The sequence below is a fragment of the Geodermatophilus sp. SMS 5-13 genome, assembly GCF_059428245.1.
Map to the genome: position 1 here is coordinate 709,043 of NZ_CP165729.1, position 25,672 is coordinate 734,714.

Below are 25,672 nucleotides of genomic sequence, written 5' to 3' on the forward strand. Positions count from 1 at the left end.
CCGCCCAGTGTCCCTTCAGCGGGCGCGGCGCCCCCGACGGGTGCGCAGATAGTCGGCGACGACGTACTCGCCGAGCCGCTCGCTGTCGGGCTGGAAGACCCGCCCGCCCGCGCGCTGGGTCAGGTCGTGGACGAAGTGCACCAGCCCCGGGTCGGGGTCGAGCGCGAAGACGTTCACCGTCGCCCCGGTGCGCGCCACCCGCTCCACCTCGGCCACCGTCCGGGCGATCGTCTCGGGCATCGGCGGCCAGCAGAAGAACGGCGTCCCGTCGTCCTCCAGGTGCGCGGTCGGCTCGCCGTCGGTGACGATCAGCACCACCGGTTCGGCGTCCCGGTGATGGGCCAGGAACCGGCGGGCGAGCATCAGACCGTGCTGCAGGTTGGTGCCCTGCAGGGTGTCCACCGACAGCTCGGCCAGCGTCTCGGGCCGCAGCACCTGGGCGGTGGAGGAGAAGCCGATGATCTGGATGGCGTCCTGCGGGAACCGGGTGGTCACCAGCGAGTGCAGCGCCATCGCGGTCGACTTCGCCGCGCCCCACGTGCCGCGCAGCGCCATGGAGTAGGAGAGGTCGACCAGCAGGGCGACCGCGGCGCCGGTGCGCCGCTCGGTCTCGACCACCTCGAAGTCGTCGACGGCGATCTTGACCGCGCGGTCGCCCTCCGCGCGGGGCTCGGCGGCGGTGCGCAGGACGGCGTTCTTCACCGTCCGGACGACGTCCAGCGGCTGCTCGTCGCCGAAGCGCCACTCCCGCGAGCTGCCGGTCAGCTCCCCGGCGGCGCCGGCGTCGGCGACGTCGTGGTCGCCGCGGCCGGTGGCGGTGAGCTTGGCGAACACCCGGCGCAGCGCGGTGGCGCCGAGCCGGCGGACCGCCTTGGGCGAGAGCTCCAGCTTCCCGTCGGACCGGTTGAGGTAGCCCTGCCGCTCCAGCTCGCGCTCCAGCTGGCGCAGCGCCGCGAGGTCGTCGACGGAGTCGCGGCCGAGCGCCCGCTGCAGCAGCTCCTCGTCGACGTCGGCCAGCGAGGCGCCGGCGTAGCCCTGCGAGAGCTGGTTGGACAGCGCCTCGAGGTCGGCCAGCTCGGCCACCGCGGTCGTGGCATCGCCCAGGCCCAGCTGCTGCGAGCCGTCGGGCACCTGGCCGCGCTGCCCCCACGGCAGGTCGGGGCGGGCCTGCCGGAGCGCGTCCTGCAGGTGCGCCATCTCGCTGGCCAGGCCCATGTCCTGCATGGTCTGGGCCATCAGGTCGGCCAGCTCCGCCCGCTGCTCGGGCGACATCCCGGCCATCATCCGTTCCTGGGCGGCCGCCCGGCGGGCCAGCGAGTCGATCAGCTCGTCGATGTTCTGCGGGTTGTCCGGGAAGAACTGGCCGTGCTTGTCCATGAAGTCGCGGAACATCTCGTCGGTGTCCTCGCCGCGGTTGTGCGCGTCGAGGAGGTTCGACAGGTCGGCGACCATGTCCTTGACGGCCTGCATGTCCTCCGCGCTGGCGTTCTCCAGCGCCTGCTTCATCGAGGAGAAGGAGCTGTCGAGCACCTCGCGGCGCAGCAGGTCCTGGATCTGCTCGTAGGCCTGGCGGGCCTCGTCCGAGCGCCACGGATAGTCCTTGAGCGCCCGGACGGCGCCGGCGGTGTCGTCGGGCAGCGCGTCCAGCTCGGCCTCGGCCAGCCGCGCGCTGTCGTCCGGGTCCGGGAACAGCTCCCGCCGCTCGGCGGTCAGGGCCTTGTCCAGCAGCTCGCGGACCTCCTGCAGGGTGCCGTCCATGCGGCCGGCAGTGCGCGCCTGGCGCAGCCGGTCGCGCACCGAGCGGCGCAGCTCGTCGAGGCCGCGGCGGCCCTGCATGCCCCGGCGCAGCAGCTCGCGCAGCGCCTCCCGGACGCCGCTGCCGCCGAGCACCGAGTCGCCGATCTCGTCGACGGCGTTGCCCAGGTCGTACGGCGGGGCGAGCGGGTCGGGGCCGCCGTGCCACCGCCCGTACCGGTAGCCGCGGTTGCCCCTCCGGATGGCCACGTCAGGCTCCGTACACCGTGCGGCCGCCGTCGGTGTCCTTGGCCAGCCGGCGGGTCAGGTACAGCCCCTCGAGCGCGAACTCCACGGCCGCCGCGGCCTGCTCGGCGGACTGCTCGCCCTCCGGGACGCCGAGCCGGCCGAGCAGTTCGGCGAGCTTCGGGATGGTGCCGAGCTGGCCGAGCAGCGCGGCCGCCGGCACCAGCTCGCCGGACTCGACGGTCTCCCCGCCGGTGAAGTGCTCCTGCAGCCCGGAGAGGTCCAGCCCGGCGCAGCGGGCGCGGAAGGTCTGCGCCGTCGCCTGGCGGAGCAGGTGCTCGAGCACCTCCAGCTCGCGCTCGTCGTCCGGATCGGACCCGGCGTCGGCGAACTCGACCTTGCCCCGGCTGGCCGGGACGATGCTCGGCAGGTCGACCACCCGGGCGACCGGCCGGGTCTCCCCGGCGACGGCGGCCCGGCGGACGGCGGAGGCGGCGATCGTCTCCAGGCCGGCGATGGCGAACCGGGCGCTGACGCCGGAGCGCTGGTCGACGTGGCTGGACTCCCGCACCAGCCGGGCGAAGCGGGCGACGATCTCGGCCAGGTGCTCGGGGATGATCGGGGTGTCGAGCTGCGTCGTCCCCCAGGACACCAGCGCCTCCTGGTGCAGCAGGCGGATCTCGTCGGCGAGCTCGATCGGGTAGTGGGTGCGCACCTCGGCGCCGAAGCGGTCCTTGAGCGGGGTGATGATCCGCCCGCGGTTGGTGTAGTCCTCCGGGTTGGAGCTGGCCACGAGCAGCAGGTCCAGCGGCAGCCGCACCCGGTAGCCGCGGATCTGGATGTCGCGCTCCTCCAGCACGTTGAGCAGCGCGACCTGGATCCGCTCGGCGAGGTCGGGCAGCTCGTTGACGCTGAAGATGCCGCGGTTGGTGCGCGGCACCAGGCCGTAGTGGACGGTCTCCGGGTCGCCCAGCGTGCGGCCCTCCGCGACCTTGATCGGGTCGACGTCGCCGATCAGGTCGCCGACGCTCGTGTCGGGCGTGGCCAGCTTCTCGCCGAACCGGTCGCTGCGGTGCAGCCAGCCGACGGGGGTGGCGTCGCCGTGCTCGGCGATCTGCCGGCGCCCCCACACCGAGACCGGGTGCAGGGGGTGCTCGTTGAGCTCGCTGCCGAGGAGGACCGGCGTCCACTCGTCGAGCAGGCCGACGAGGGTGCGGATCAGCCGGGTCTTGCCCTGGCCGCGCTCACCCAGCAGGACGACGTCGTGACCGGCGATCAGAGCCCGCTCGATCTCGGGGACGACGGTGTCCTCGAACCCGACGATCCCCGGCAGGCTCGGCGTGCCGTCGCCCAGGCGGGCGAGCAGGTTGGCGCGGATCTCGGCCTTGACCGTGCGGTAGGTGGCACCGCTGTCGCGGAGGTCGCCGAGAGTCGTGGGTGCGGGGGAAGAGGTGGCCGGCTGCAGCACGGGGTCCGTCACCTCAGCCACGGTACGACCCGGAGGTGTCTCCGGTCACCGGTCCGCCGCGCGGTCGATGCGAGGATCGGCGGCGTGTCGACTGCCGAGGTCCCCCTGGTCAGCGGTGCCGACGTCGAGGCCGCGGCCGCGCTGCTCGAGGGGGTCGTCCGCCGGACACCGCTCGAGCACTCGCGCGGGCTGGCCGAGCGCGTCGGCGGCCCCGTCTGGCTCAAGTGCGAGAACCTGCAGCGCACCGGCTCGTTCAAGATCCGCGGCGCCTACACCCGGATCGCCCGGCTGACGGCCGACGAGCGAGCCCGCGGCGTCGTCGCGGCCAGCGCCGGCAACCACGCCCAGGGCGTGGCGCTGGCCGCGAAGCTGCTCGGCGCCCGGGCGACGGTGTTCATGCCGGAGACCGCGCCGCTGCCGAAGGTCGCGGCGACGAAGTCCTACGGGGCGGAGATCCACCTGCTCGGGCAGACACTGGCCGAGCCGCTGGTCGCCGCCGCCGAGCACGCCGAGCGGACCGGGGCGGTGTTCATCCACCCCTTCGAGCACGCGGACGTCATCGCCGGTCAGGGCACCGTCGGCCTGGAGGTCGTCGAGCAGTGCCCCGACGTGGCGACGGTGGTCGTCGGCGCCGGCGGCGGGGGAGTGGTGTCCGGCATCGCGGCCGCGGTGAAGAGCCGCCGTCCCGACGTCCGGGTGGTGGCGGTGCAGGCCGAGGGCGCCGCGGCGTTCCCCGGTTCGCTGGCCGCCGGCCGGCCGGTGGCGCTGTCGTCGATGGCGACCATGGCCGACGGCATCGCCGTCCCGGCGCCGGGCGAGCTGACCTTCGCCCACGTCCGCGACCTGGTCGACGAGGTGCGCACGGTGAGCGAGGAGGACCTCTCCCGCGCGCTGCTGTTCTGCCTGGAGCGGGCCAAGCTGGTCGTCGAGCCGGCCGGGGTGGCCGCGGTCGCCGCCGTCCTGGCCGATCCGACGGCCTTCGCGCCACCGGTGACCGCGGTGATCTCCGGCGGCAACATCGACCCGGTGCTCCTGCTCAAGGTCGTGCAGCACGGCATGGCCGCGGCCGGGCGCTACCTCTCCCTGCGGCTGCGGGTGCCCGACCGGCCGGGGTCGCTGGCCGCGGTGCTGAGCGAGCTGGCCGCCGTCGGCGCCAACGTGCTCGAGGTGGAGCACGAGCGCACCGGGGCGCGCCTGCACGTCGGCGAGGTGGAGGTCTTCGTCGTCCTGGAGACGCGCGGGCCGGACCACGCCGCGGAGGTGACCGCGGCGCTGGTGCGCGCCGGCTACGCGCCGACCCCGGAGTGAGCGGCGATGAGTTCGCCGGTCCCGCGCGGTCGTTGAGGGCATGGATCTGGCGATACGCCCCTGGCGACATGCGGTCGGAAACCGTCACCCCTCGGCCCTAGCGTGCACGTCATGACCGACGCGATCGTCGTCGACGGCCTGGTCAAGCGGTTCGGCGACACGACAGCACTGGACGGCGTGAGCCTGACCGTCGCCGAGGGCAGCGTCCTCGGCCTGCTGGGCCCGAACGGGGCCGGCAAGACCACCGTGGTGCGCATCCTGACCACCCTGCTGACCGCGGACGCCGGGCGCGCGGAGGTGACGGGGCTGGACGTGGTGCGCGACGCCGACCGGGTGCGCGCCGCCATCGGGCTGACCGGCCAGTACGCCGCGGTCGACGAGTACCTCACCGGCCAGGAGAACCTGGAGATGGTCGGCCGGCTCTACCGGCTGCCGAAGCGGGAGGCCCGGAAGCGGGCCGGGGAGCTGCTCGAGCGCTTCGACCTCACCGACGCGGCGAACCGCACCGCCAAGACCTACTCGGGCGGCATGCGGCGGCGGCTGGACATCGCCGCCTCGCTCATCGCCCGTCCCCGGGTGCTCTTCCTCGACGAGCCGACGACCGGCCTCGACCCGCGCAGCCGGCTCGCGATGTGGGAGTTCATCGCCGACCTCGCCGACGGCGGGACGACGATCCTGCTCACCACGCAGTACCTCGAGGAGGCCGACCGGCTCGCCGACCGCATGGTGGTCATCGACCACGGCCGCGTCATCGCGCGCGGCACCGCCGACGAGCTCAAGGCGCAGGTCGGCGGTCAGCGGCTGGAGTTCACCGTGACCAGTGCCGCGATGCTGCCCGACGTCGCCGAGCGGCTGCGGCCGCTGGGGGTCGACGAGCCGCAGATCGACGAGCAGATCCGGCGGCTGACCCTGCCGGTGCGCGGCGGGGCCGAGGTGCTCGCCGCGGCGCTGCGGCTGCTGGAGGGCAGCGACGCCGAGCTGGTCGACGTCGGGCTGCGCCGTCCGGACCTCGACGACGTCTTCCTGACCCTGACCGGGCACGCCGCCGAGGACGGCGCCGGCGACCGGGGGGCGCGACCCGAACCTGTCGGCATGGAAGGAACAGCGCGATGACCTCCCTCGGCGTGGCCGTCTCCGATGGGCTGACCATCACCCGCCGCAACCTGATCAAGGTCAAGCGGGTCCCCGACCTGCTCGTCTTCGCGACGCTGTCGCCGATCATGTTCGTGCTGCTGTTCGTCTACGTCTTCGGCAGCGCGATCCCGCTCCAGGGCATCTCCTACGCCGAGTTCCTGCTGCCGGGCATCCTGGCCCAGACGGTGATCTTCGGGTCGACGATCACCGGCTACAGCCTCGCCGAGGACCTGCAGAAGGGGCTGATCGACCGGTTCCGGTCGCTGCCGATGGCGCGCTCCGCGGTGCTGGTCGGCCGCACCGGCGCCGACGTGGGGCTCAACGCCGTCTCGATCGTCGTCATGGTGATCACCGGACTGATCGTCGGCTGGCGGATCCACTCCTCGGTGCCGGAGGCGGCCCTCGGGTTCCTGCTCCTGCTGCTGTTCGCCTACGCGATGAGCTGGCTGATGGCGACGGTCGGGTTGCTGGTCCGGACGCCGGAGGTGGTGAACAACGCCAGCTTCATCGTGATCTTCCCGCTGACGTTCATCGCCAACACCTTCGTGCCGACCAACAACTTCCCGCCGGTGCTGAAGACGTTCGCCGACTGGAACCCGGTCTCGGCGGTCGTGCAGTCCACGCGGGAGCTGTTCGGCAACACCGCGCCGGGGCTGGAGACCTCCGATGCCTGGCCGATGCAGCACCCGGTGACCTACACGATCATCTGGATGGCGCTGCTGCTGGCGATCTTCGTGCCGCTGTCGGTGCGGATCTACCAGCGCACAGCCAGCCGCTGAAGCGCCGCCCGGGCCGCGGCGACGACCGTCTCGACGTCGTCGCGGCTCGGGGGTGGCGCGCCCTCACCGGCACGGTGGCGCAGGGCCGCCTCGACGCCGGCCGGCTCCGGCAGCCGGGCGATCGCCCAGCGGGCGCTGTCGCTCTTGGACCGCCAGCGGCCGTCGGTGGCCCACGCCCACGAGCGGCAGGCGGAGAGCAGCGTCTGCGTCGGGGTTCCCGAGTGCTCCGACCACCAGTCCAGGCCCTGCAGGACGGCGGTCGCCACCAGCTCCCGCGGCAGGTCGGGGAAGACGTCGGCGGCCGGCGGCCCGAGCAGGGGCACCGCCGTGTTGCGCGCGATGTCGACGTCGATGGTGAACCAGAAACCGGGGTCCACGGCGGCGTCGTAGGCCACGTGTGCGTCCATCCGCGGGCCGGTGTTGAGGTTGAGCTGGAAGCGCGGTCCGCCCTCGGCGGCCAGTTCGCCGGCCGCGTACAGGACGAACTCCAGTCCGCGGGCCGGAACGGGCAGGGCCGCGTGCGCCAGCCGCGCGGCCAGGTCCCGGCGCTCGGCGAGCGGCAGCGGCCCGTCGGCCACTGCCTGGATGTCGATGTCGCTTCGTCGCGGGTCGAAGTCGCCCAGGGCCGCGGAGCCGACCAGCCACACGCCGACCAGCCGCGGACCGAGGACGTCGCGCACCCGGCCGGCGACGGCGTCGGCGTAGGTCCGCACGGGGGGCAGTGTCGGCGATCCGGTGGGGTCCGCGCACCCGTGAGGCCGCCGAGGCGGAGGATGGGCGCCGATGAGCGCCTCCCATTCCGCCACCGCCGCGCCGGCCCTCCCCGCCGACAACCCGCTGGCCGCACCGTCGTCCCTGCCGTTCCGGCTCCCTCCGTTCGCCGACATCTCCCTGGAGCACTGCCGAGAGGCGCTGTTGGCCGGCATGGCCGCGCAGCGGGCGGAGGTGGCCGCGATCGTCGGTTCCGACGCGCCGCCGTCCTTCGAGAACACCGTCGTCGCGCTGGAGCGGTCCGGTGAGCTGCTGACCCGGGCCGCCCTGGTCTTCGGCAACCTCGCCTCGTCGCTGTCCACGCCGCGGCTGCGGGAGATCGAGCGTGAGCTCGCGCCGCTGGAGGCCGCGCACAACGACGCGCTGCGGCTGGACCCGGCGCTGTTCGCCCGGATCGACGCGGTGCACGCCCAGCGGCACGAGGCAGGGCTGGACGACGAGGCGGTCCGCCTTGTCGAGCGCTACCACCTCGACTTCGTCCTCTCCGGCGCGCAGCTGGACGAGGCCGGGCGGGCGCGGCTGACCGAGCTCAACCAGGAGCTGTCCGCGCTGTCGACCACGTTCGGTCAGAACCTGCAGATCGCCACCGAGGCCGCGGCCGTGCGGGTCGAGGACGCCGCCGAGCTCGACGGCCTGGACGACGAGGAGGTCGCCGCCGCCGCGGGGGCCGCCGCCGACCGCGGGCAGGACGGCTACCTGCTGACCCTCCTGCTGCCCACCGGCCAGCCGGTGCTGGCCAAGCTGCGCAACCGCGAGCTGCGCCGCCGGGTATTCGAGGCCTCGGTGTCCCGGGCGTCCTCCGGCGAGCACGACAACCGGCCGGTGGCCGCGCAGATGGCCCGGCTGCGGGCCGAGCGGGCCCGGCTGCTCGGCTTCGACACCCACGCCGACCTGGTCGTCGCCGACCAGACCGCGAAGACGGTCGAGGCGGTCGACACCATGCTGACGTCGATGGTCGGCCCGTCGGTCGCCAACGCGGAGGCGGAGGCCGAGGCGCTGGCCGAGGCGGCCGCGCGCGACGGCGTCGAGCTGGCCGCCTGGGACTGGGCGTTCTACAGCGAGCAGGTGCGCGCCGAGCGCTACGCCGTCGACACTACGGCGCTGCGGCCGTACTTCGAGCTGGACCGGGTGCTCGTCGACGGTGTCTTCGCCGCCGCGGAATGGCTCTACGGCTACCGGTTCACGCCGCGGCCCGAGCTGGCCGGCTACCACCCCGACGTCCGGGTCTGGGAGGTCACCGACGCCGACGGCGCCGCGGTCGGCCTGTACCTCGGCGACTTCTTCGCCCGCGAGGGCAAGCGTGGCGGCGCCTGGATGAGTTCCTTCGTCACGCAGTCGCGGCTGCTCGGCACCCGGCCGGTGGTGCTGAACAACCTGAACGTCACCAAGGCCGCGGCCGGCCAGCCCACCCTGCTCACCCTCGACGAGGTGAACACGCTCTTCCACGAGTTCGGCCACGCGCTGCACGGGCTGTCCTCGGCGGTGACCTATCCGCGGTTCGCCGGCACCAGCGTGCCGCGCGACTTCGTCGAGTACCCGAGCCAGGTCAACGAGATGTGGGCGCGCTGGCCGCAGGTGCTGGCCCACTACGCCCGCCACGTCGAGACGGGGGAGCCGCTGCCGGCGAGCGTGGTCGAGGCCATCGAGGCGGCGTCGCTGTGGGGCGAGGGCTTCGCGACCCTGGAGTACCTGGCCGCCACGCTGCTCGACCAGGCCTGGCACCGGATCACCCCGGAGACCGAGATCGGCGACCCGATCGAGTTCGAACGCGCCGCGCTGGAGAAGGCCGGCGTCGCCTCCGACCTCGTGCCGCCGCGATACCGGACGACGTACTTCCAGCACATCTTCGCCGGGGGCTACGCGGCCGGGTACTACAGCTACATCTGGTCGGAGGTGCTCGACGCCGACACCGTCGAGTGGTTCAAGGAGAACGGCGGGCTGCGCCGCGAGAACGGCGACACCTTCCGCGAGCGGCTGCTCTCCCGAGGCGGCTCGGTGGACCCGCTGGCCGCGTTCCGCGCCGTCCGCGGCCGCGACGCCGACCCCGCGCCCCTGCTGCGGAGACGAGGACTGGCCCCCGTCGCCTGACGGCGGGCTCGGCACCGCTCCTGCGGTCGTTCACGTGCTCCTGCGGTGTTGCATGACCTGGAAAGCGAGCAGATCACGGCAAGAGCCGCCGCCGCGGCCTACAACCAGGGCAGTTGCAGCACCAGGTCGAGGTCGTCGGGGGCGTCGCCGTCCCGGACGAGCCGGTTGGGTTGGCGGTGGCCGCACGCCGTGCAGCGGTGCACCACCTGCCAGCCCTTGCCCGACTTCTCGACCAGCCCGATCGGCTCCATCAGCGCCCGGCACTCGCTGGCGCGGTCACCGGGCAGGTCGTCGACGTGCCGCGACCACAGGCAGAACGGGCAGTGGTTGCGGTAGTGCCCGTCGGTGTTGGCCGGCACGTCCGCGGCGCAGTGGCCGCAGACGAACGCGGTGTTCTCGGCCCGGCGCGAGCGGACGTGCCCGGCCATGCCGGTCACCCGCCTGCCCGTCAGGGGACGAACGGCTCGACGGCGACGACGTCGACGGTGATGTCGCGGCCGTTCGGCGCCTGGTAGGTCACCGTCGCCCCCGGCTTGGCGCCCAGGATGGCCGAGCCGAGCGCCGACTCGGGCGAGTAGACGGTCAGGCCCGTCGTCCCGGCGATCTCGCGCGAGCCGAGCAGGAACTTCTCGGTCTCGTCGTCGCCCTGGAACCGGATGGTGATGACGGTGCCGGTCACCGCCTTGTCGGCCGTCGTCGGCGCGTTCCCGACCTTGGCCTTGCGCAGCAGGTCGGTGAGCTGGCGGATGCGCGCCTCCTGCTTGCCCTGCTCGTCCTTGGCGGCGTGGTACCCGCCGTTCTCCCGGAGATCGCCCTCCTCGCGTCGGGCGTTGATCTCCGCGGCCATGGCCGGGCGGGCGGCCACCAACTCGTCGAGCTCGGCCTTCAGCCGGTCGTGGGCCTCCTGCGTCAGCCAGACGCCCTGGTCCTGCTCGTCAGTGGTGGACACGTGGGGGTACTCCTGAAAGTCGGGAAGCCGCCCCCCGAAGGGAACGGCCTCAAGTTCGATCCGGGTCAAGCTAACACCGTCATCCGGTCGGATGCACGGTCCTGACCCGACCCGTGGAATGCGGAACCGTACCGGATCGACCCGTGACGAGTACCACCTTTCACCCTGGCGGAGCACTCGAACAGGGGGTTTGCGCGCCGGCGGCCGCCGGGCTCCGCGCGGGGTCCGCCGCCCGCTCGCGGCGGCGGGGGACAATGCCGGGGTGACCTCGCCCGACCAGCTGCGCCTGCTCGCCGTCCACGCCCATCCCGACGACGAGTCCAGCAAGGGCGCCGCCACCATGGCCAAGTACGTGGCCGAGGGCGCGCGCGTGCTGGTGGCGACCTGCACCGGCGGCGAGCGCGGCTCGGTGCTCAACCCGGCCATGGACCGCCCCGAGGTGTGGGAGCGGCTCCCGCAGATCCGGGTCGAGGAGATGGCGCGGGCCCGCGAGATCCTCGGCATCGAGCAGGAGTTCCTCGGCTTCGTCGACTCCGGCCTGCCCGAGGGCGACCCGTTGCCGCCGCTGCCGGAGGGCTGCTTCGCCCTCGTGCCGCTCGAGGAGGCGGCCGCGCCGCTGGTCGCGCTGATCCGCCGGTTCCGGCCGCAGGTGATCACGACCTACGACGAGCGCGGCGGTTACCCGCACCCGGACCACATCAGGACCCACGAGATCTCGGTGCACGCCTTCGAGGCCGCGGGCGATCCCGACCGCTATCCCGAGCTGGGCGAGCCCTGGCAGCCGAGCAAGCTCTACTACCACATGAGCTTCACCCTCGACCGCACGCGGGCGCTGCACGAGGCGATCCTCGCCAGCGGCGCGGAGTCGCCGTACGAGGAGTGGCTGGCGAACTGGGACCCGGCCCGCGACGTGTCCCACCGCGTGACCACCCGCGTGCCGTGCGCCGAGTACTTCCCGGTCCGCGACGAGGCGCTCATCGCGCACGCCACCCAGATCGACCCGACCGGCCGCTGGTTCGCCTGCCCGATGGAGGTCCAGCAGCAGGTCTGGCCGACCGAGGACTACGAGCTGGCCCGGTCCCTGGTCGACGCCCCGGTGCCGGAGGACGATCTGTTCGCCGGGATCCGCAGCGAGGTGGGAGTGCGATGAACCTGGTCATCGTCGCCGCCGACAAGCAACTGCCCGAGGACGTCGGCAAGGCCGGTCCGCTGGGCCTGCTGCTCATCGTGCTGCTGCTGATCGCCGTGGTCTTCCTCGTCAAGTCGATGAGCCGGCACCTCAAGCGGGTGCCGGCGAGCTTCGACCGGCCGGAGGTCGTCGTCCCGGACGACGCGGCGGAGCTGTTCGAGGAGCGACCGGAGCCGGGCCAGGACCTGCTCGACACGCTGCGCCGGGCGCCGCGGGCGATCGAGCCGCCGCGGGACGACCGGCCGGCCGACCCCGACGCGCGGGGCTGACCGGTCGACGGCCGGCCACTCGCGAGGGGTGACCGGCCGTCGGGGGAACGGGCCTACCAGGCGTGCGCGACGTCGATGACCAGGCGTGGGCCGGCGTCCGACTGCGGCACCCCGGGGAGGACGAAGGCGCGGAACGGCAGCCGGGCCCGGACGCCGAGGCCGAAGTCGGTCCGTCCCTCGAAGGAGCCGGCCCAGGCGACCTGGCGGAACGTGCGGAACCCGCCGACCGGCACCACCTCGCGGCGGTTCGCGGGGGCGAAGGTCGGGTGGCCGTCGCCGTCGTAGGACGGCGCGCCCACCGTCACCTGCAGGAAGGCGCCGCCGCGCAGCGGGACGACGGCGCCCGACCCGTCGGCGGTGACGGCGCGGACGTAGCGGACGTCGTAGGAACTGAACCTGGTGTCCTCGCCGCGCAGGTCGATGACCAGGCGGTCGTAGCAGGCGTGCCGGCCCGCGCGGACGCCGTGGACCATGTCGGCGTCGGTGAAGCTGCCGGTTGACCTGGCCAGCGAGCCCCAGGTGATGCCGCAGTACGGGGCGGCGGCCTGGGCGGGGGCGACGACGGCGAGCCCGGCCAGGGTCGCCAGCGCCACGACGAGGAGTCGGAGGCGGGTGCTGATCGATGACACGGTGTGCTCCTGGAGGCGGAGGGAGGAGGGGGTCGGCGCGGCGGGTGCGCCGGGGAGGCGTCCCCGGGACCGAGCCCGGGGACGCCGTCGGAGTGCGTTACCAGTGGTGCGCCACGTCGAGGACGACGCGGGTGCCGTTCGCCGTGCCGGGGATGCCCGTGAGCGCGACCACGCGGAACGGCAGGCGGGCGCGCACGCCCAGCGCGATGGTCGTCACGCCCTCGAACGAGCCGGTGAGGGCGACCTGGCGGAAGGTGCGGAAGCCGGCGACGTTCACCAGGTGCCGGTCGTCGGCCGGGGCGTAGGTGAGCGTGCCGCTGGGCGTGTACGTCGGTGCGCGCAGGGAGATCTGCAGGAACGCGCCGCCGCGCAGCGGCACGGGCAGGCCGGACGGGTCGGCCAGCACCTCGTCGACGTAGCCCGCGTGCCAGGTGCCGTAGCTGCGGGTGCCGTGGACGTCGATGACCAGGCGGTCGTAGCAGGCGTGCCGGCCCGCGCGGACGTCGTCGACGAAGCCCCCGCCACCGGCGGAGCGGCTCTTGTCGAGGGATCCCCACGTGATGCCGCAGTACGGGTCCGTGGCGGCCTGGGCGGGGACGGTGAGGGCGAGCGCGGCCAGCACGCTCGTCAGACTGAGAACGAGAAGGCGGAGAGGGGTTCTCATGGCGGACCTCCTGTGGTTGGCGCCGCCGTCAGAATCCGCCGACACGTTCCTCGTGGATATAGGCAGGTTGTTACCGAGATCACGAACTGCTGAGCATTCCCTTGGCATCTCCTGATAGTGATTACGGCGTGGCTGCTTGCCCTCCTGCCTGTCGCGCGCTAGGGCGACCGGGGCCTCACCGTCGGTGACGGCCGGCGCCCGGCGCGCGCACAGCACCGCCGGTGCACGAAGATCCACACCGTGGGCCAGCGCGGGCGCGACGATCCGGAGAAGCGACTACCGCCGCCCGGCTTCGGGCGGGCAGGCACGCGGGCCCTGGAGGTCGCCGAGAACGTCGTCTACGCCGGTATCGCCGTCCTGCTGCTCGCGGGAGCGCTGGCCCTGCTGGTGCTGGCGGCGCGGACGACGCTGGGCATGCTGTCGGACTTCTCGCAGGCGCCGCTGCTCGAGGCGCTCGACATCCTGCTGCTCGTCTTCATCTTCGTCGAGCTGCTCTTCGCCGTCCGCGCCACGGTGGAGCGGCGGGAGCTGGTCGCCGAGCCCTTCCTCATCGTCGGCATCATCGCCTCGATCAAGGAGATCGTCGTCCTCTCGGTCGAGGCGGCCGGCGTCATCGGGCGCGGCGACGAGTTCACACAGCGGCTCGCGGAGATCGGCGTCCTCGGTGTGCTGGTGCTCCTGCTCGGGGTGACGTCGTGGCTGCTGCGCCGCAAGGAGCGCGAGCCCGAGGAGGCGTAGCCCCGAGGACGGCGGTGAACGACCCCGGGCTGCCTCAGGGTGTGGACTGCTCCGTGAGGGCTGCACGCCGGCGCCGGTACTCCTCCTCGTCGATCTCGCCCCGGGCGAACCGTTCGGCGAGGATCTGATCCGCCGACCGCGGCTCGGCCGGCGGGCGCTGTGCCCGGACGAGCAGCACGACGCCGAGAGCGAGCAGCGCGAGGACCAGCACGCTGCCGGAGGTCATCCCCAACCAGCCCCAGCCGCTCATGTGGTTCCAGCCGTACCAGCCCATCGCCTCAGCTCCCGTGCCCCGCCGATCCCGGGCCGGCGGTCGTTCTCGAGACTGCGCCGCTCTCGCCGGCGGGGCACCGACCGAAGGTCCCGCCCGGCGGAGGCCTTGCTCCCCGAACCGGAGGCCTGGAGCTGCGGGGCCGTCACGGGGCAGGGGAGCAGGTCGTCGGAGTCCGCCGCCCCCGGGGGTGGTCAGCGCCGTGCGGGCACCTGGTCGGCGTCGCCGAGGACGGCTTCGGGCCGGGCCGCGCCGGCGCGGTAGACCTCGTCGAACTCCCCGCCGCCCAGGACGGCGCGGGCGGCGTGCAGGGCGCGCTCGGCGTCGGCGCGGTCCAGCCGGTTGGCGGGCCGGTGCCGCCGCCGGCGCCAGGCCTCGGCCGCGCCGAGCAAGCGCGCCGCCTCGGTGCTGTCGCCGCGGGCCACGGACACGCAGGCCAGTGCCTCCAGCGCGGCGGCGTGCCCGGGCGCGGTCCGCCACGCCTGGCGGTGGAAGAACTCCGCGCTGGCGAGGTCACCGTCGGCCTCGGCGACGTGACCCAGGCCGACCAGGGCGGCGGCGGTCCACTCCGGCTCGGTCAGCCCGGCCAGCAGGTGCTGCGCAAAGGTGAAACGCTGCCGCGCTGCCTCCAGGTCGCCGCGTTCGCGGGCGAGCAGCCCGTCGCCCACAGCAGCCCGCGGATTGCCCTCGGCGCCGAGCTGCCGGGCGACGGCGTGCGACTCGGCGAACAGCGCGGCGGCCCGGTCGGCGTCGCCGAGCAGCAGGGTGACGTGCCCGGCGCCGGCCAGGGCGTACTGGACGGTGTTCGCGGGGCCGACATCACGGACGCTGGCGAGCGCGCCCTCGTACATGCCCAGCGCCTCCGCCAGTCGGCCGGCGCGATGCAGGGCCATGCCGAGGTGGAACTGGATGGCTGACACTCCCCACTGGTCGCCGAGCGCGCGGAAGGCCAGCAGCGCCCGGGAACCGACGGCGGTGGCCTCGTCCAGGTCGCCGGTGCCGGCGTGCAGCTCCAGACGGACGAAGTCCGCCAGCGCGGCGCACCAGGCGTCGCCGTCCCGGGCGAACTGCCGGTCGGCCCGCTCGAGGAGCGCGAAGGCCTCGGCCGCGGCGCCGCTGCCGATGGCCTCGACGGCGAGCAGGGTGTCCGACAGCGCGGCGCGGAACTCCTCCCCGAGGTCGGCGAACAGCTCCCGGCTCTGCGCGGCCGCGGTGGCGCAGTCGGGGTCGGGGTGGACGATGCAGGCGCCGGGCCGGCCGGCGACGGCCAGCGCCTGCAGCGCCCGCGCCCGCGCCGCAGGTGAGCCACCGGATGCCGCGCCGAGCATCGCGGCGACGCGTCGGCCGCCGTCCGGGTGGGTCGCGAAGTACCAGTACCAGCCCAGCGGGGCGACCAGCCGCAGCCCGGTGTCCGGCTCATCGGGGGCGTGCGCGGTGCACCAGGCCAGCGCGGCGTCGATGTCGTTCCGCTCGAGCGCGAGCCGCGGGAGCCACCGCGCCTGCCCGTCGCCGCGCAGCTCCGTCTCGGCCCGCTCGGCCAGGTCGGTGAGGTAGCCGGCGTGCGCCTGGGCGATCCGGTGGGCTTCGCCGGATCCGGCCAGGCGCTCGGCGGCGTACTCCCGGATGGTCTCCAGCAGGTGGTAGCGGACGCCGGTGCGGTCGACCACGACCAGCGACCGGTCGACCAGCCGGCCGAGCAGGTCCACGACAGCCGCAGGGTCCAGCGGCTCGCCGCCGGCGACGGCCTGCACGGCGTCGAGCGTCCAGCTGCCCCGGAACACCGACAGCCGTTGCAGCAGCACCCGCTCGGGGTCGGTCAGCAGCTGGTAGCTCCAGTCGACGGTGGCTCGCAGCGTGCGCTGCCGGGCCTCCGCGGTGCGCGGGCCGGTGGTCAGCAGCGCGAAGCGGTCGCCCATCCGCCGGGCCAGCTCGGCGAGCGGCAGGGCCGCGACGCGGGCGGCGGCGAGCTCGATGGCCAGTGGCATGCCGTCGAGGTGCCGGCAGACGTCGGCGACCGCGGAGTGGTTCGCCTCGCTGAGCTCGAAGTCCGGCAGGACGCCGCTCGCCCGGTCGAGGAAGAGCCGGACGGAGGCGCTCCCGGTCAGCTCCGCCGCGTCGGCCGTCGGGAGTGGGACGGGCAGCGGATCGACCGCGCTCTGGACCTCCCCGCGGGCGGCGAGCGGCTCGCGGCTGGTGGCCAACAGCCGCACACGCGGGCAGGACTCGAGCAACTGCTCCGCGAGCAGCGCGCAGGCGTCGGCGAGGTGTTCGCAGTTGTCGAGCACGAGCAGGAGGGAGCGGTCACGCAGGTGGCCGAGCAGCTGGTCCTCCGCGGTGGCCGTGGCCACGTCCCGGATCTCCAGCGCGGCCAGCACGGCCTGCGGAACCTGGACCGGATCAGTGACACCGGCCAGCCGCACGAACGCGACCCCGTCGTGGAAGCGGTCGGCGGCGGCCCGTGCGGCCTCCAGCGCGAGGCTGGTCTTCCCGACGCCGCCGGGGCCGGTGACGGTGACCAGCCGCGCGGTGCCGAGCAGCTCGCTGACCCGGTGCAGGTCCGCGTCGCGGCCGAGGAACGACGTCAGCCGGGGAGGCAGTCGCCGCCCCGCTTGCCTCGGAGACGGCGCTGACGGCGGGGATTCGACCGGTGCTGCGGCCCGGGCGGGAGGCCGCAGATCGGGGTCCTGGCGCAGGATCGCCTCCTGCAGAGCACGCAGCTCCGCGCCGGGCGTGAGACCGAGTTCGGCATCGAGCACCGCACGGGCCTGCTGGTAGGCGGCCAGCGCGTCGGCCTGTCGGCCGGCGCGGTAGAGCGCCAGCATCAGGCGGCCGTGCAGCGGCTCGTGGAGCGGATGGGCAGCGGTGAGCGCCTCGAGCTCGCCGAGCACGTCGGTGTGCCGCCCCGCGGCCAGCTCCAGGTCGACGAGCTCCATCCGGGCCGCCAGCTGCAGCTGGGTCAGCCGGGCCGCCTCCGGCCCGGCCCACCTCGTCCCGGCGAACTCCGCCAGCGGGCTTCCCCGCCACGACGCCAGGGCCTCCCGGTAGCGGCGGGCGGACGTCTCCGGGTCGATGCCGACGGCCGCCCGGGCCGCGGCGACCAGATCGGCGAAGCGCAGCGCGTCCACGGACCGCGGATCGACGTCGAGCAGGTAGCCGGGCGGGCGGGTGAGGAGCACGTCGTCGAGGCCCGCGGCCGTCAGGACGCGGCGCAGCTTGGACACCCGCACCTGCAACGCATTGCCGGGATTACCCGGCAGCTGCTCACCCCACAGCGCATCGATCAGGGCCGGCACGGGGACGACGCGACCGGCGGCGAGCGCCAGCACCGCGAGCAGTTCCCGCTCCCCGGCTCCAGGCAGCCGGCGAGCATGCCCGTCGACGAGGACCTCGACCGGCCCGAGGACGCGGATCTGCATGGCCGGCCTCCAGGGACGAGTTCGTCTCGCCGAAGTCCGCGATTCTCGGCCGCGCGGCCCGGCCGGCACAACGAGCTCGTGCACCGGACGCCGGATCGCCGTGGTCAGCGAGCGGACAGCGCGCGGACAGCGCCCGGCGCCACGGTGGAGCCGACCGACCTGTACGAGGAGGCGCCGTGATCGTGGTCCGCGTACCGGGGATGCGCTCCCGGCGGGACGTGCGGGCGGTCAGCGCCCGGATCAGCGACGTCCCCGGTGTGCGGGCCCTCCAGGCGGACCTGGCCACGCAGACGGTGCAGGTCAGCGGCTCGGCCGCCCCCGCCGCTCTCATCGCGGCCCTCGCCGTCGCCGGCTATGCCGCCGACTCGCTCGACGACACCCCGCAGCCCTCACCCACCCGAATGGGAGGTCCTCCCGTGGACACCGCCTTCTTCTCCACCGACATCACCGACCTGCCCGAGGCCAGCCGGCCGGAGGTGCTCGAGCTCGACGAGGGCGACGAGCTCCAGCTGCGGCCCGGCCCGGTCGCCAAACGGCTGGGCGATGCCACGGTGCGCATGCTCGGCTACAACGGCTCGATCCCCGGCCCCACGCTGAAGGTGCGCCAGGGCTCCGAGGTCGTCGTGCACGTCAGCAACGACACCGACCTCGACACCACCGTGCACTGGCACGGGCTACGCCTGGAGAACCGCTTCGACGGTGTACCGCACGAGACCCAGGCGCCGATCCCGCCGGCCGGGGAGTTCACCTATCGCGTCCAGTTCCCCGACCCGGGCCTGTACTGGTACCACCCGCACATCCGCGAGGACGTCACCCAGGAGCTGGGCCTCTACGGCAGCATCCTGGTCGAGCCGACCGAGCCGGACTACTGGCCACCGGCGCACCGCGACGTCGTGCTGACCCTCGACGACCTGCTGCTCGAGGACGGCGTGATCGCCCCGTTCAGCCGCACCGAGACCAACTACGCGGCGATGGGCCGCTACGGCAACGTGATGCTCACCGGCGGCGAGACCGCTCCGGCGTTCACCGCGCGGACCGGCGAGGTCGTTCGGCTGTGGCTGACCAACACCGCCAACAGCCGCGTCTTCAAGGTCGACGTGCCCCGGGCCCGGATGAAGCTGGTCGGCGGGGACAGCGGCCGGATGGAGCATGAGGAGTTCGTCGCCGACGTGGTGCTGGCGCCCTCCGAGCGGGCCGTGGTGGACGTGCTGTTCGACCGGGCGGACGAGTACGCGCTGGAGCACCACACGCCGAACCGGACCTACCGGCTGGCGACGATCACCGTCAGCGGTCAGGTAGCCGAGCCGCCGCTGAGCGATCGGTTCGAGATGCTGCGCACCGCGCCGGAACTGACCGCCGAGCGGGAGCAGCTCGACCCGTGGCTGACCGGGCCGCCGGGCAAGGTCCTCGCCATCGTGGCCGAGATGGACGACTCGGCGGCCGCCGCTGCGGCCGGGCCGCTGACCTACGCCTGCCCGATGCACCCCGAGGTGGTCAGTGACCGGCCCGGGCGCTGCCCGAAGTGCGGCATGAAGCTGCTGGTGGCGCCCCCGACCGGCGCCCGTGCCGGCCACGACGCCGAACACGCGCACGCCCACCATCACGGTTCCGCCACTGCCGACGGGATCGAGTGGGAGGACGAGATGGCCGAGACGAACCGGGCCACGACCACGGAGACGATGCGCTGGAAGTTGCTGGACCGCACTGCCGGCCGTGACGGGCTGCCGGTCGACTGGCGGTTCACCGCCGGGCAGCGGGTCAAGATCCGGCTGGTCAACGAGATGGACTCGGACCATCCGATGCACCACCCGTTCCACATCCACGGCGCCGGTCGCTTCCTCGTCCTGAGCAGGGACGGCGCGCCCGAGCCCAACCTGGTGTGGAAGGACACCGTGCTCGTCCCGACCGGGCAGACCGTCGACATCCTGCTCGACGTCACCAACCCCGGCCTGTGGATGGCGCACTGCCACATCGCCGAGCACATGCACTCCGGGATGATGTTCAGCTTCACCGTGGACCGGGGGGCGACCCGATGACCGCCGCGGTCGAGCCGTTCGACGTCGTCGTCGTCGGCGGCGGCCAGGCCGGTCTCGCCGCCGCCTGGCACCTGCGCCGGCAAGGCATGCGGTTCCTCGTCCTGGAGGCGGCAGAACAACTCGGGCACACGTGGCGCACGCGGTGGGAGTCGCTGCGGCTGTTCACCCCGGCTGAGCACGACGCGCTGCCCGGCCGGCCGTTCCCGGGTCCGGTCGGCACCTACCCGGGCAAGGAGGCGGTCGCCGAGTACCTGCGCGACTACGCCGCCGACTTCGACCTGCCGGTGAAGTTGAACGCGCGGGTCACCGGGCTACAGCGCACGGCCGGCGGCTTCCGGCTCGACACCGCCGATCGGACCTACACCGCCCGGCAGGTCATCGTGGCCACCGGACCGTTCCAGGATCCGTTCGTCCCGCCGCTCGCCGCCGGGCTGGACGGCTCGGTGACCCAGGTGCACAGCAGCGAGTACCGCAGCCCCGATGCTCTCCCCGAGGGGCCGGCGCTGGTCGTCGGCGGCGGCAACTCCGGCTTCCAGATCGCGGAGGAGCTGGCCCGGACCCGGCCGGTCGAGCTGTCGGTCGGCTCGGCCAACCCGGCCCTGCCGCAGCGGCTGCTCGGCCGGGACCTGTTCTGGTGGCTGACCCGACTGGGCCTGATGCGGGTCACCGCCGAGTCCCGGCTCGGCCGGCGGATGCAGACCCGCGAGTTCCTCATCGGCAGCAGCCGCCGGAGCCTGCAACGGACCGGCGTGCGGGTCCGGCCGCGGATGGTCGACGCTGCCGGTCGCATCGCGCGGTTCGCCGACGGCAGCAGCTGCGAGGTGGCCGTCGTCGTCTGGGCCACCGGCTACCGACCCGACTACTCGTGGTTGGACGTCCCCGGCCTGGTCCGGGACGGCCGCGTCGTCCACACCCGCGGGGTGACCGACGTGCCCGGGCTGTACTTCCTCGGCCTGCCGTGGCAGCACACCCGCGGCTCGGCGCTGCTCGGATTCGTCGCCGACGACGCCGCCCACGTCACCCGCGCGCAGGCATCTCCGGCCGGGCCATCCGGTGAGCACACCCGGCGACATCACCGGTCCGAGGATGTCCGGCCGCATCGACCCTCGACCGCAGACCGCGAGGCCCACCACCGCCCCAGCCGGAGTCCCTCATGACCAGCACCGTCAACGCCGTCCCAGCCCGCTCCGTTCGTGGCCTGCGCACACCCGTGGCGTGGGGCGTCGTCTTCGGTGTCCTTCAGGCCGCCTCGCCGCTGGCCTTCTTCTGGCTGGACTCCGCGACCGTCTACGCCCTCGGGCTCCCGCTGATCGCCGCGGTCTACATCGGCTTCGCCGTGGCCGACGGGCGCCGGCACGTCCTCGCCGTCGAGACCGTCGTCGCGTCGGTCTTCGTGGTCGTCGCCGCGGCGGCGGTGACCGGGTCGGCCTGGCTGATCGTGGCCGGGCTGGTCGGCCACGGCCTCAAGGACCTCTGGCAGCACCGGACCCAGTTCGTGGCCAACACCCGCTGGTGGCCGCCGTTCTGCGCCGCCGTCGACTTCGTCGCGGCCGGCCTCATCGCCGTGGCCATCGCGGCCGGCGTCCCCCTCCTCTCCTGAGCACCTGGCGAACCGACCGGGTCGAGCGGCTCGGCCGCCGCCCGCGCCGAACCCCGACCGTCCACCCCACCCGGCCAGGAGGGCCGCACGATGACCGCTACCGCACCGACCGCCGCCGCGGCCGTGTCGACCACCGAGCGCGGATCCCGCCGCGGCCCCATCCGACGGATCATCGCCGTGTCGCTGGTGACCGGGGCGGTCCTGGCGGCCGTTCTCCCCGTGGTGGTGTTCGGCGGCGGCCCTGAGCCCGTCATCACCGGTTCGGCCCTGCTCGGCTTCGCGGCCGGCTGGGCGATGCTGGCGGTGCTGTCCACCCGGATGACGACCCAGCCACAGCGGTGGGCTCGGGTTCCGGCTGCCGCGCTCGGGGCGGTCGGGCTGGGACTTCTGGTGACGACTCCGGACGACCAGGCGCTGACCGCCGCCGGCTGGGTGTGGCCGCCGTTGCTGATGGCGCTCGCCGTGTGGGCGGGTGTCCGGGTGCGCCGCTCCCTGGCCTCGGGCACCGGCCGCTGGCTGCTCTACCCCCTGGTGGCCGTGATGGCCGCCGCGGCCGTCGGCGGCGCCGTCGAAACCGTCGGCCTGGCCTCCGATCAGCGCAGCTACGCGATGCCGGGTCGGCTCTACGACGTCGGCGGCCACCGGCTGCACCTGGACTGCACCGGCTCCGGCGGCCCCACGGTCGTGCTGATGAGCGGGTTGGGTGGGTTCTCGGCGGGCTGGGCCCGGATAGCACCGGCCGTGGCCGGTACCAGCCGGACCTGCGCCTACGACCGCGCCGGGCAGGGGTGGAGCGACGGCGCACCGCACGCGCAGGACGGGCTGCAGGCCGCCGCCGACCTGCACACACTGCTGGACCGCGCCGGCGAGGACGGCCCGTACGTGCTCGTCGGGCACTCGATCGGCGGGGACTACGCGATGGTCTACGCCGACCGCTACCCCGAGCAGGTCGCCGGGATGGTGCTGCTCGACGCCACAGACCCCTACCGGACCGCCGCCGGCACATCCCACGCCGGCCCGCCCGGCCCGGTTGCCGTGCTGCCCAGCTTGGCGCGCCTCGGCGTCGGACGCCTGGTCCCGACGTCCTTCTGGTCGGCTCTGCCCGAACCGGCGGCGAGCCAGTACAAGGCGTTCGCCGGCAGCCCCCGCCGCTGGCGCAACACCGTGGATGAATCCGCCACCATGCCGGCGCTGCTCGGCCAAGCCCAGGGGCTGTCCACCCTCGGCGGCACGCCGCTGGTGGTCCTCACCGCCGCCGGGCACGGGTCGGACGCAGCCTGGAACGCCGCCCAGGACCGGATGGCCGCCCTGTCCACCAACAGCAGCCACCGCACCGGCGACGCCGGCCACGGCGGCCTGCTGGACGAGGAGCGGGGCGCGCAGCAGTCGGCACACGCCATCGACGACGTCGTCCAGGCCGCCCGCACGGGGACACCGGTCCCGCCGCACTGAGGTCGTGTCGGTCCTCGAGGCCGGGATCTGCACTCGTTCGCGCGTGGGCCGGTGAGGGAAGCTCAGATGCATGCCGAACCGTCTCGCCGGCGCCACGAGCCCCTACCTGCTGCAGCACGCGGACAACCCGGTCGACTGGCGGGAGTGGGGGGAGGAGGCCTTCGCCGAAGCCCGCGAGCGCGACGTCCCGCTGCTGATCTCGATCGGCTACGCCGCCTGCCACTGGTGCCATGTGTCGGTGGGCCGTTGACGGCTCGTGCCGCTGCGTGCCGGTTCGTGTCGAAGGCACCTGAACGTGCAGGTCGAAGCCCATCTCGCACCGGATGAGCGTGCCAGTTGGTGTCGTCGCGTCACGACTCGCGCCGACCCGTTCAGACAGTCGTGGGTTGGACTCGTGGGTTCGTCGGTGGCGGTGCGTACTGCTGGGAGTCAGCCCGCCGGCGTCGCGGCGGCCTCGGTGGGCAAGTTCTCCTGGGAGGCCGCCCAGGACGCGAGGAGCTTGAGCCCGTCGGCGGACGGCGTGCCGGCCGCGGCGGTGTAGATGTTGAGCTGGAGACCGGGCGCCGAGGAGATCGGCATCGACTCGAAGTCGAGGTCGAGCTGACCGACGACGGGGTGGCGCAGCCGCTTCTGTCCGCTGCGGTGGAACTTGACGTCGTGCGAGGCCCACCGCCGGCGGAAGGTCTCCGACTGGGTGGAGAGCTCCCCGACCAGCGCGATGAGGGCCTTGTCGTGTGGGTGGAGGGATGCCTCCAGCCGCAGCATGGCGGCGGCGTCGTCGGCGATGCGGTCGTAGTCGACGAAGAACTCCCGGGCCTGCTCCGGGTGCAGGTAGACGAAGCGTGTGGTGTTGGCGGGACGACGGGTCTCGGCGAGCACGGGAGAGTAGAGCGCCCGGGCGAGCTGGTTCATCGCGACGATGTCGTGCCTGCCGTTGCGCACCCACGCCGGCGCGTCGGTCATCGCGTCGAGCACCTGCTGGATCCCCGGACGGACGGAGGTCGGGGCGGTGCGCATCCGCGACCGGCCGTGCGCCGCGCTCTCCCGGGCGAGGGCGAACAGGTGGGTCCGCTCCGCCTCGTCCAGGCGGAGGGCGTCGGCCAGGGCGTTGAGCACGCTCTCGGAGGCGCCGCCGAGGCCGCCGCGCTCCATGCGGACGTAGTAGTCGACCGAGACGCCGGCGAGCATCGCGACCTCCTCGCGGCGCAGTCCCTTCACCCGGCGGTTGCCGCCGTAGGCCGGCAGTCCGGCCTGCTCCGGGGTGATGCGGGCGCGCCGGGTGCTCAGGAAGTCGCGGATCTCCGCGTTCAGGTCGGTCTTGCTCACGGCTCCACGGTAGGCAGGCGCCGGCGGGGCTGGGAGGCACTGCCAGTACCCGGAACGACCGTGACTCCCGCGCACGAGCAGCGCGACGTGCACTGGTCACGTGCCCCGCAACAGCAGGCCAGCCGCGATCCTGGCCATCATCCTGATCAGCTACTTCATGATCCTGCTCGACAACTCGGTGATCTTCACCGGGCTGCCCAGCATCCGCGCCGGCCTGGACCTGAGCCCCACCGGCCTGTCCTGGGTGCAGGACGCGTACACGCTCGTCTTCGGCGGCCTGCTGCTGCTCGGTGCCCGGGCCGGGGACCTCATCGGCCGGCGCCGCCTGTTCGTCATCGGGCTGGCCGTCTTCGGCACCGCGTCGCTGCTGATCGGGCTGGCCCCGGCGGGCTGGTGGATGATCGCCGCCCGCGCGCTGCAGGGCGTCGGTGCCGCGATCGTCGCCCCGACGTCACTCGCGCTGATCACCGCCTACTTCGAGGGCGAGGCGCGCACCCGCGCGGTCGCCTGGTACGCCGCCACCGCCGGCATCGGCGCCAGCCTGGGCCTGCTGGTCGGCGGCGCGCTCACCGACCTCATCTCCTGGCGGGCCGCGTTCCTGGTCAACGTGCCCATCGCGGTCGCCATGATCGTCGGCGCCCGCGCGGTGCTGACCGAGACGCCGCGGCAGCGCGGCCGCTTCGACATCGTCGGCGCGCTGTGCGCGACGCTGGGCATGGGCGCGCTGGTGTTCGGGATCATCGAGTCCGGCGAGGCCGGCTGGGGCTCGGCCCGGGTTGTCGCCGCCCTCGTCGTCGGTGTGGTGCTGCTGGCCGCCCTCGTCGTCACAGAGGCGCGGGTGGCGCAGCCGGTCATGCCGCTGCGGCTGTTCGCCAGCCGGGAGCGCAGCGGCGCCTACGCCGCCCGCGCGCTCTACATGGGCGCGATGATCGGCTTCTTCTTCTTCACCACCCAGCTTCTGCAGGACGCGCTCGGCTTCACCCCGCTGCAGGCCGGCCTCGGCTTCCTGCCGATGTCGCTGGTCAACTTCGGGGTCGCGCTGGCGATCCCGCGGCTGCGCACCCGGGTGCCCGACGCCGTGCTGCTCGCCGCCGGCGTCCTGCTGACCCTGGTCGGCATGGCGTGGCTCAGCCGCGCCGGCCTCGGCGAGGGCTACCTGACCTCGGTCGCGCTGCCGATGGTGCTGGTCGGTGTGGGGCAGGGCCTGGCGTTCGCCCCGCTGACCAGCTCGGGCATCGCCGGGGTGGCCCCAACCGACGCCGGGGCCGCATCCGGGCTGGTCAACACCGCCCACCAGCTCGGGATGGCGCTCGGGCTGGCGGTGCTGTCCGCGGTCGCCGGCGCGGGTGCCGGCCTCACCGGCCCGGCGGCCGTGGCCGAGCACGTCGGCGCCGCGCTGACCGCCGGCAGCGTGCTGCTGGCCGTGGCGCTGCTCGTGGTCCTCGTCGTCTTGGTGCCGGCCGCCCGCAGCCACCGTGAGCAGCGCTCGACCGCCGATGAGCGGCCGGCCGTCCGGGCGGCCGCCTGATGGGTACGCACCGGCCGGGGGGCACTGCCAGTACCCCGAACGACAGGCACTGCCAGGCCCGCGTCAGCGGGCAGAGG

General features: G+C 73.9%; 23 protein-coding genes. 13 read left to right on the top strand and 10 right to left on the bottom strand.

The genetic code is table 11. The features are described from left to right. Positions 1-15: 15 nt before the first annotated feature. Both AB3388_RS03395 and AB3388_RS03400 read right to left on the bottom strand, forming a co-directional pair. The gene (locus tag AB3388_RS03395) at positions 16-2,004 is read right to left on the bottom strand and encodes a vWA domain-containing protein (RefSeq protein WP_495409343.1); all 1,989 of its coding nucleotides are present in this window, start codon (positions 2,002-2,004) and stop codon (positions 16-18) included. 1 nt (position 2,005) lies between these two features. Next, positions 2,006-3,460 (bottom strand): sigma 54-interacting transcriptional regulator, encoded by a 1,455-nt coding sequence (locus AB3388_RS03400; protein WP_495409344.1) that lies wholly within the window; start codon positions 3,458-3,460, stop codon positions 2,006-2,008. A 72-nt stretch (positions 3,461-3,532) separates the two neighbouring features. Here AB3388_RS03400 and ilvA point away from each other — a divergent pair, with 72 nt between their 5' ends. The 3 genes from ilvA (at position 3,533) to AB3388_RS03415 (ending at position 6,669) form a co-directional block, all read left to right on the top strand. Next, complete coding sequence (gene ilvA, locus AB3388_RS03405) at positions 3,533-4,756, top strand: threonine ammonia-lyase (protein ID WP_495409345.1); 1,224 nt, start codon at positions 3,533-3,535, stop codon at positions 4,754-4,756. A gap of 111 nt (positions 4,757-4,867) precedes the next feature. Beyond that, positions 4,868-5,869 carry an ATP-binding cassette domain-containing protein gene (locus tag AB3388_RS03410; RefSeq protein ID WP_495409346.1) on the top strand — a complete coding sequence of 334 codons (1,002 nt, stop codon included), beginning with the start codon at positions 4,868-4,870 and terminating at the stop codon, positions 5,867-5,869. Further along, positions 5,866-6,669 (top strand): ABC transporter permease, encoded by an 804-nt coding sequence (locus AB3388_RS03415; protein WP_495409347.1) that lies wholly within the window; start codon positions 5,866-5,868, stop codon positions 6,667-6,669. Before AB3388_RS03410 ends, AB3388_RS03415 begins: the two co-directional genes overlap by 4 nt. Here AB3388_RS03415 and AB3388_RS03420 read toward each other — a convergent pair. Further along, positions 6,645-7,382 carry an aminoglycoside adenylyltransferase domain-containing protein gene (locus AB3388_RS03420; RefSeq protein WP_495409348.1) on the bottom strand — a complete coding sequence of 246 codons (738 nt, stop codon included), beginning with the start codon at positions 7,380-7,382 and terminating at the stop codon, positions 6,645-6,647. The genes AB3388_RS03415 and AB3388_RS03420 overlap by 25 nt on opposite strands. A 70-nt stretch (positions 7,383-7,452) precedes the next feature. Between AB3388_RS03420 and AB3388_RS03425 the strand changes: the two genes are divergently transcribed. Further along, positions 7,453-9,528, top strand: coding sequence for a M3 family metallopeptidase (locus AB3388_RS03425; protein WP_495409349.1), 2,076 nt, complete (start codon positions 7,453-7,455; stop codon positions 9,526-9,528). Positions 9,529-9,626: 98 nt separating this feature from the next. On the opposite strand, the gene AB3388_RS03430 is transcribed toward AB3388_RS03425, so the two are convergent. Both AB3388_RS03430 and greA read right to left on the bottom strand, forming a co-directional pair. Continuing rightward, positions 9,627-9,956 carry an RNHCP domain-containing protein gene (locus AB3388_RS03430; RefSeq protein ID WP_495409350.1) on the bottom strand — a complete coding sequence of 110 codons (330 nt, stop codon included), beginning with the start codon at positions 9,954-9,956 and terminating at the stop codon, positions 9,627-9,629. Positions 9,957-9,976: 20 nt separating this feature from the next. Then, a complete protein-coding gene (gene greA / locus AB3388_RS03435) occupies positions 9,977-10,477 on the bottom strand; it encodes a transcription elongation factor GreA (RefSeq protein WP_495409351.1) in 501 nt (166 codons plus the stop codon). 262 nt (positions 10,478-10,739) lie between these two features. Between greA and mca the strand changes: the two genes are divergently transcribed. Next, positions 10,740-11,627, top strand: coding sequence for a mycothiol conjugate amidase Mca (gene mca / locus AB3388_RS03440; protein WP_495409352.1), 888 nt, complete (start codon positions 10,740-10,742; stop codon positions 11,625-11,627). Beyond that, positions 11,624-11,935, top strand: coding sequence for a hypothetical protein (locus AB3388_RS03445; RefSeq protein WP_495409353.1), 312 nt, complete (start codon positions 11,624-11,626; stop codon positions 11,933-11,935). The genes mca and AB3388_RS03445 overlap by 4 nt, the downstream gene beginning before the upstream one ends. Positions 11,936-11,988: 53 nt before the next feature. On the opposite strand, the gene AB3388_RS03450 is transcribed toward AB3388_RS03445, so the two are convergent. Beyond that, a complete protein-coding gene (locus AB3388_RS03450) occupies positions 11,989-12,564 on the bottom strand; it encodes an AMIN-like domain-containing (lipo)protein (protein WP_495409354.1) in 576 nt (191 codons plus the stop codon). Positions 12,565-12,661: 97 nt separating this feature from the next. Further along, on the bottom strand, positions 12,662-13,186 hold the full coding sequence (locus AB3388_RS03455; protein WP_495409355.1) for an AMIN-like domain-containing (lipo)protein: 525 nt from the start codon (positions 13,184-13,186) through the stop codon (positions 12,662-12,664). Between the two features lie 282 nt (positions 13,187-13,468). On the opposite strand from AB3388_RS03455, the gene AB3388_RS03460 reads away from it, so the two are divergent. Next, entirely contained in the window at positions 13,469-13,966 is a 498-nt protein-coding gene (locus tag AB3388_RS03460; protein ID WP_495409356.1) for a phosphate-starvation-inducible PsiE family protein, read from the top strand. 34 nt (positions 13,967-14,000) lie between these two features. On the opposite strand, the gene AB3388_RS03465 is transcribed toward AB3388_RS03460, so the two are convergent. Both AB3388_RS03465 and AB3388_RS03470 read right to left on the bottom strand, forming a co-directional pair. Then, positions 14,001-14,240, bottom strand: a complete 240-nt coding sequence (locus tag AB3388_RS03465; RefSeq protein WP_495409357.1) for an SHOCT domain-containing protein — start codon at positions 14,238-14,240, stop codon at positions 14,001-14,003. Positions 14,241-14,431: 191 nt separating this feature from the next. Beyond that, positions 14,432-17,653: an AfsR/SARP family transcriptional regulator gene (locus tag AB3388_RS03470; protein ID WP_495409358.1), complete on the bottom strand. Its 3,222-nt coding sequence runs from the start codon at positions 17,651-17,653 to the stop codon at positions 14,432-14,434. A gap of 176 nt (positions 17,654-17,829) precedes the next feature. Between AB3388_RS03470 and AB3388_RS03475 the strand changes: the two genes are divergently transcribed. The 5 genes from AB3388_RS03475 to AB3388_RS03495 all read left to right on the top strand — a co-directional run bounded on the left by AB3388_RS03475 (position 17,830) and on the right by AB3388_RS03495 (position 22,991). Then, a complete protein-coding gene (locus AB3388_RS03475; protein ID WP_495409359.1) occupies positions 17,830-19,689 on the top strand; it encodes a multicopper oxidase domain-containing protein in 1,860 nt (619 codons plus the stop codon). Then, entirely contained in the window at positions 19,686-20,846 is a 1,161-nt protein-coding gene (locus AB3388_RS03480; protein ID WP_495409360.1) for a flavin-containing monooxygenase, read from the top strand. Before AB3388_RS03475 ends, AB3388_RS03480 begins: the two co-directional genes overlap by 4 nt. Then, positions 20,843-21,289 carry a hypothetical protein gene (locus tag AB3388_RS03485; RefSeq protein WP_495409361.1) on the top strand — a complete coding sequence of 149 codons (447 nt, stop codon included), beginning with the start codon at positions 20,843-20,845 and terminating at the stop codon, positions 21,287-21,289. The genes AB3388_RS03480 and AB3388_RS03485 overlap by 4 nt, the downstream gene beginning before the upstream one ends. Before the next feature lie 90 nt (positions 21,290-21,379). Further along, on the top strand, positions 21,380-22,741 hold the full coding sequence (locus tag AB3388_RS03490; RefSeq protein WP_495409362.1) for an alpha/beta fold hydrolase: 1,362 nt from the start codon (positions 21,380-21,382) through the stop codon (positions 22,739-22,741). A 70-nt stretch (positions 22,742-22,811) separates the two neighbouring features. Then, complete coding sequence (locus AB3388_RS03495; protein ID WP_495409363.1) at positions 22,812-22,991, top strand: DUF255 domain-containing protein; 180 nt, start codon at positions 22,812-22,814, stop codon at positions 22,989-22,991. A gap of 179 nt (positions 22,992-23,170) precedes the next feature. Here the strand turns inward: AB3388_RS03495 and AB3388_RS03500 are convergent, their stop codons facing one another. Further along, the gene (locus tag AB3388_RS03500) at positions 23,171-24,067 is read right to left on the bottom strand and encodes a helix-turn-helix transcriptional regulator (RefSeq protein ID WP_495409364.1); all 897 of its coding nucleotides are present in this window, start codon (positions 24,065-24,067) and stop codon (positions 23,171-23,173) included. A 100-nt stretch (positions 24,068-24,167) separates the two neighbouring features. Between AB3388_RS03500 and AB3388_RS03505 the strand changes: the two genes are divergently transcribed. Further along, on the top strand, positions 24,168-25,595 hold the full coding sequence (locus AB3388_RS03505) for an MFS transporter (RefSeq protein ID WP_495409365.1): 1,428 nt from the start codon (positions 24,168-24,170) through the stop codon (positions 25,593-25,595). Positions 25,596-25,672: the final 77 nt, after the last annotated feature.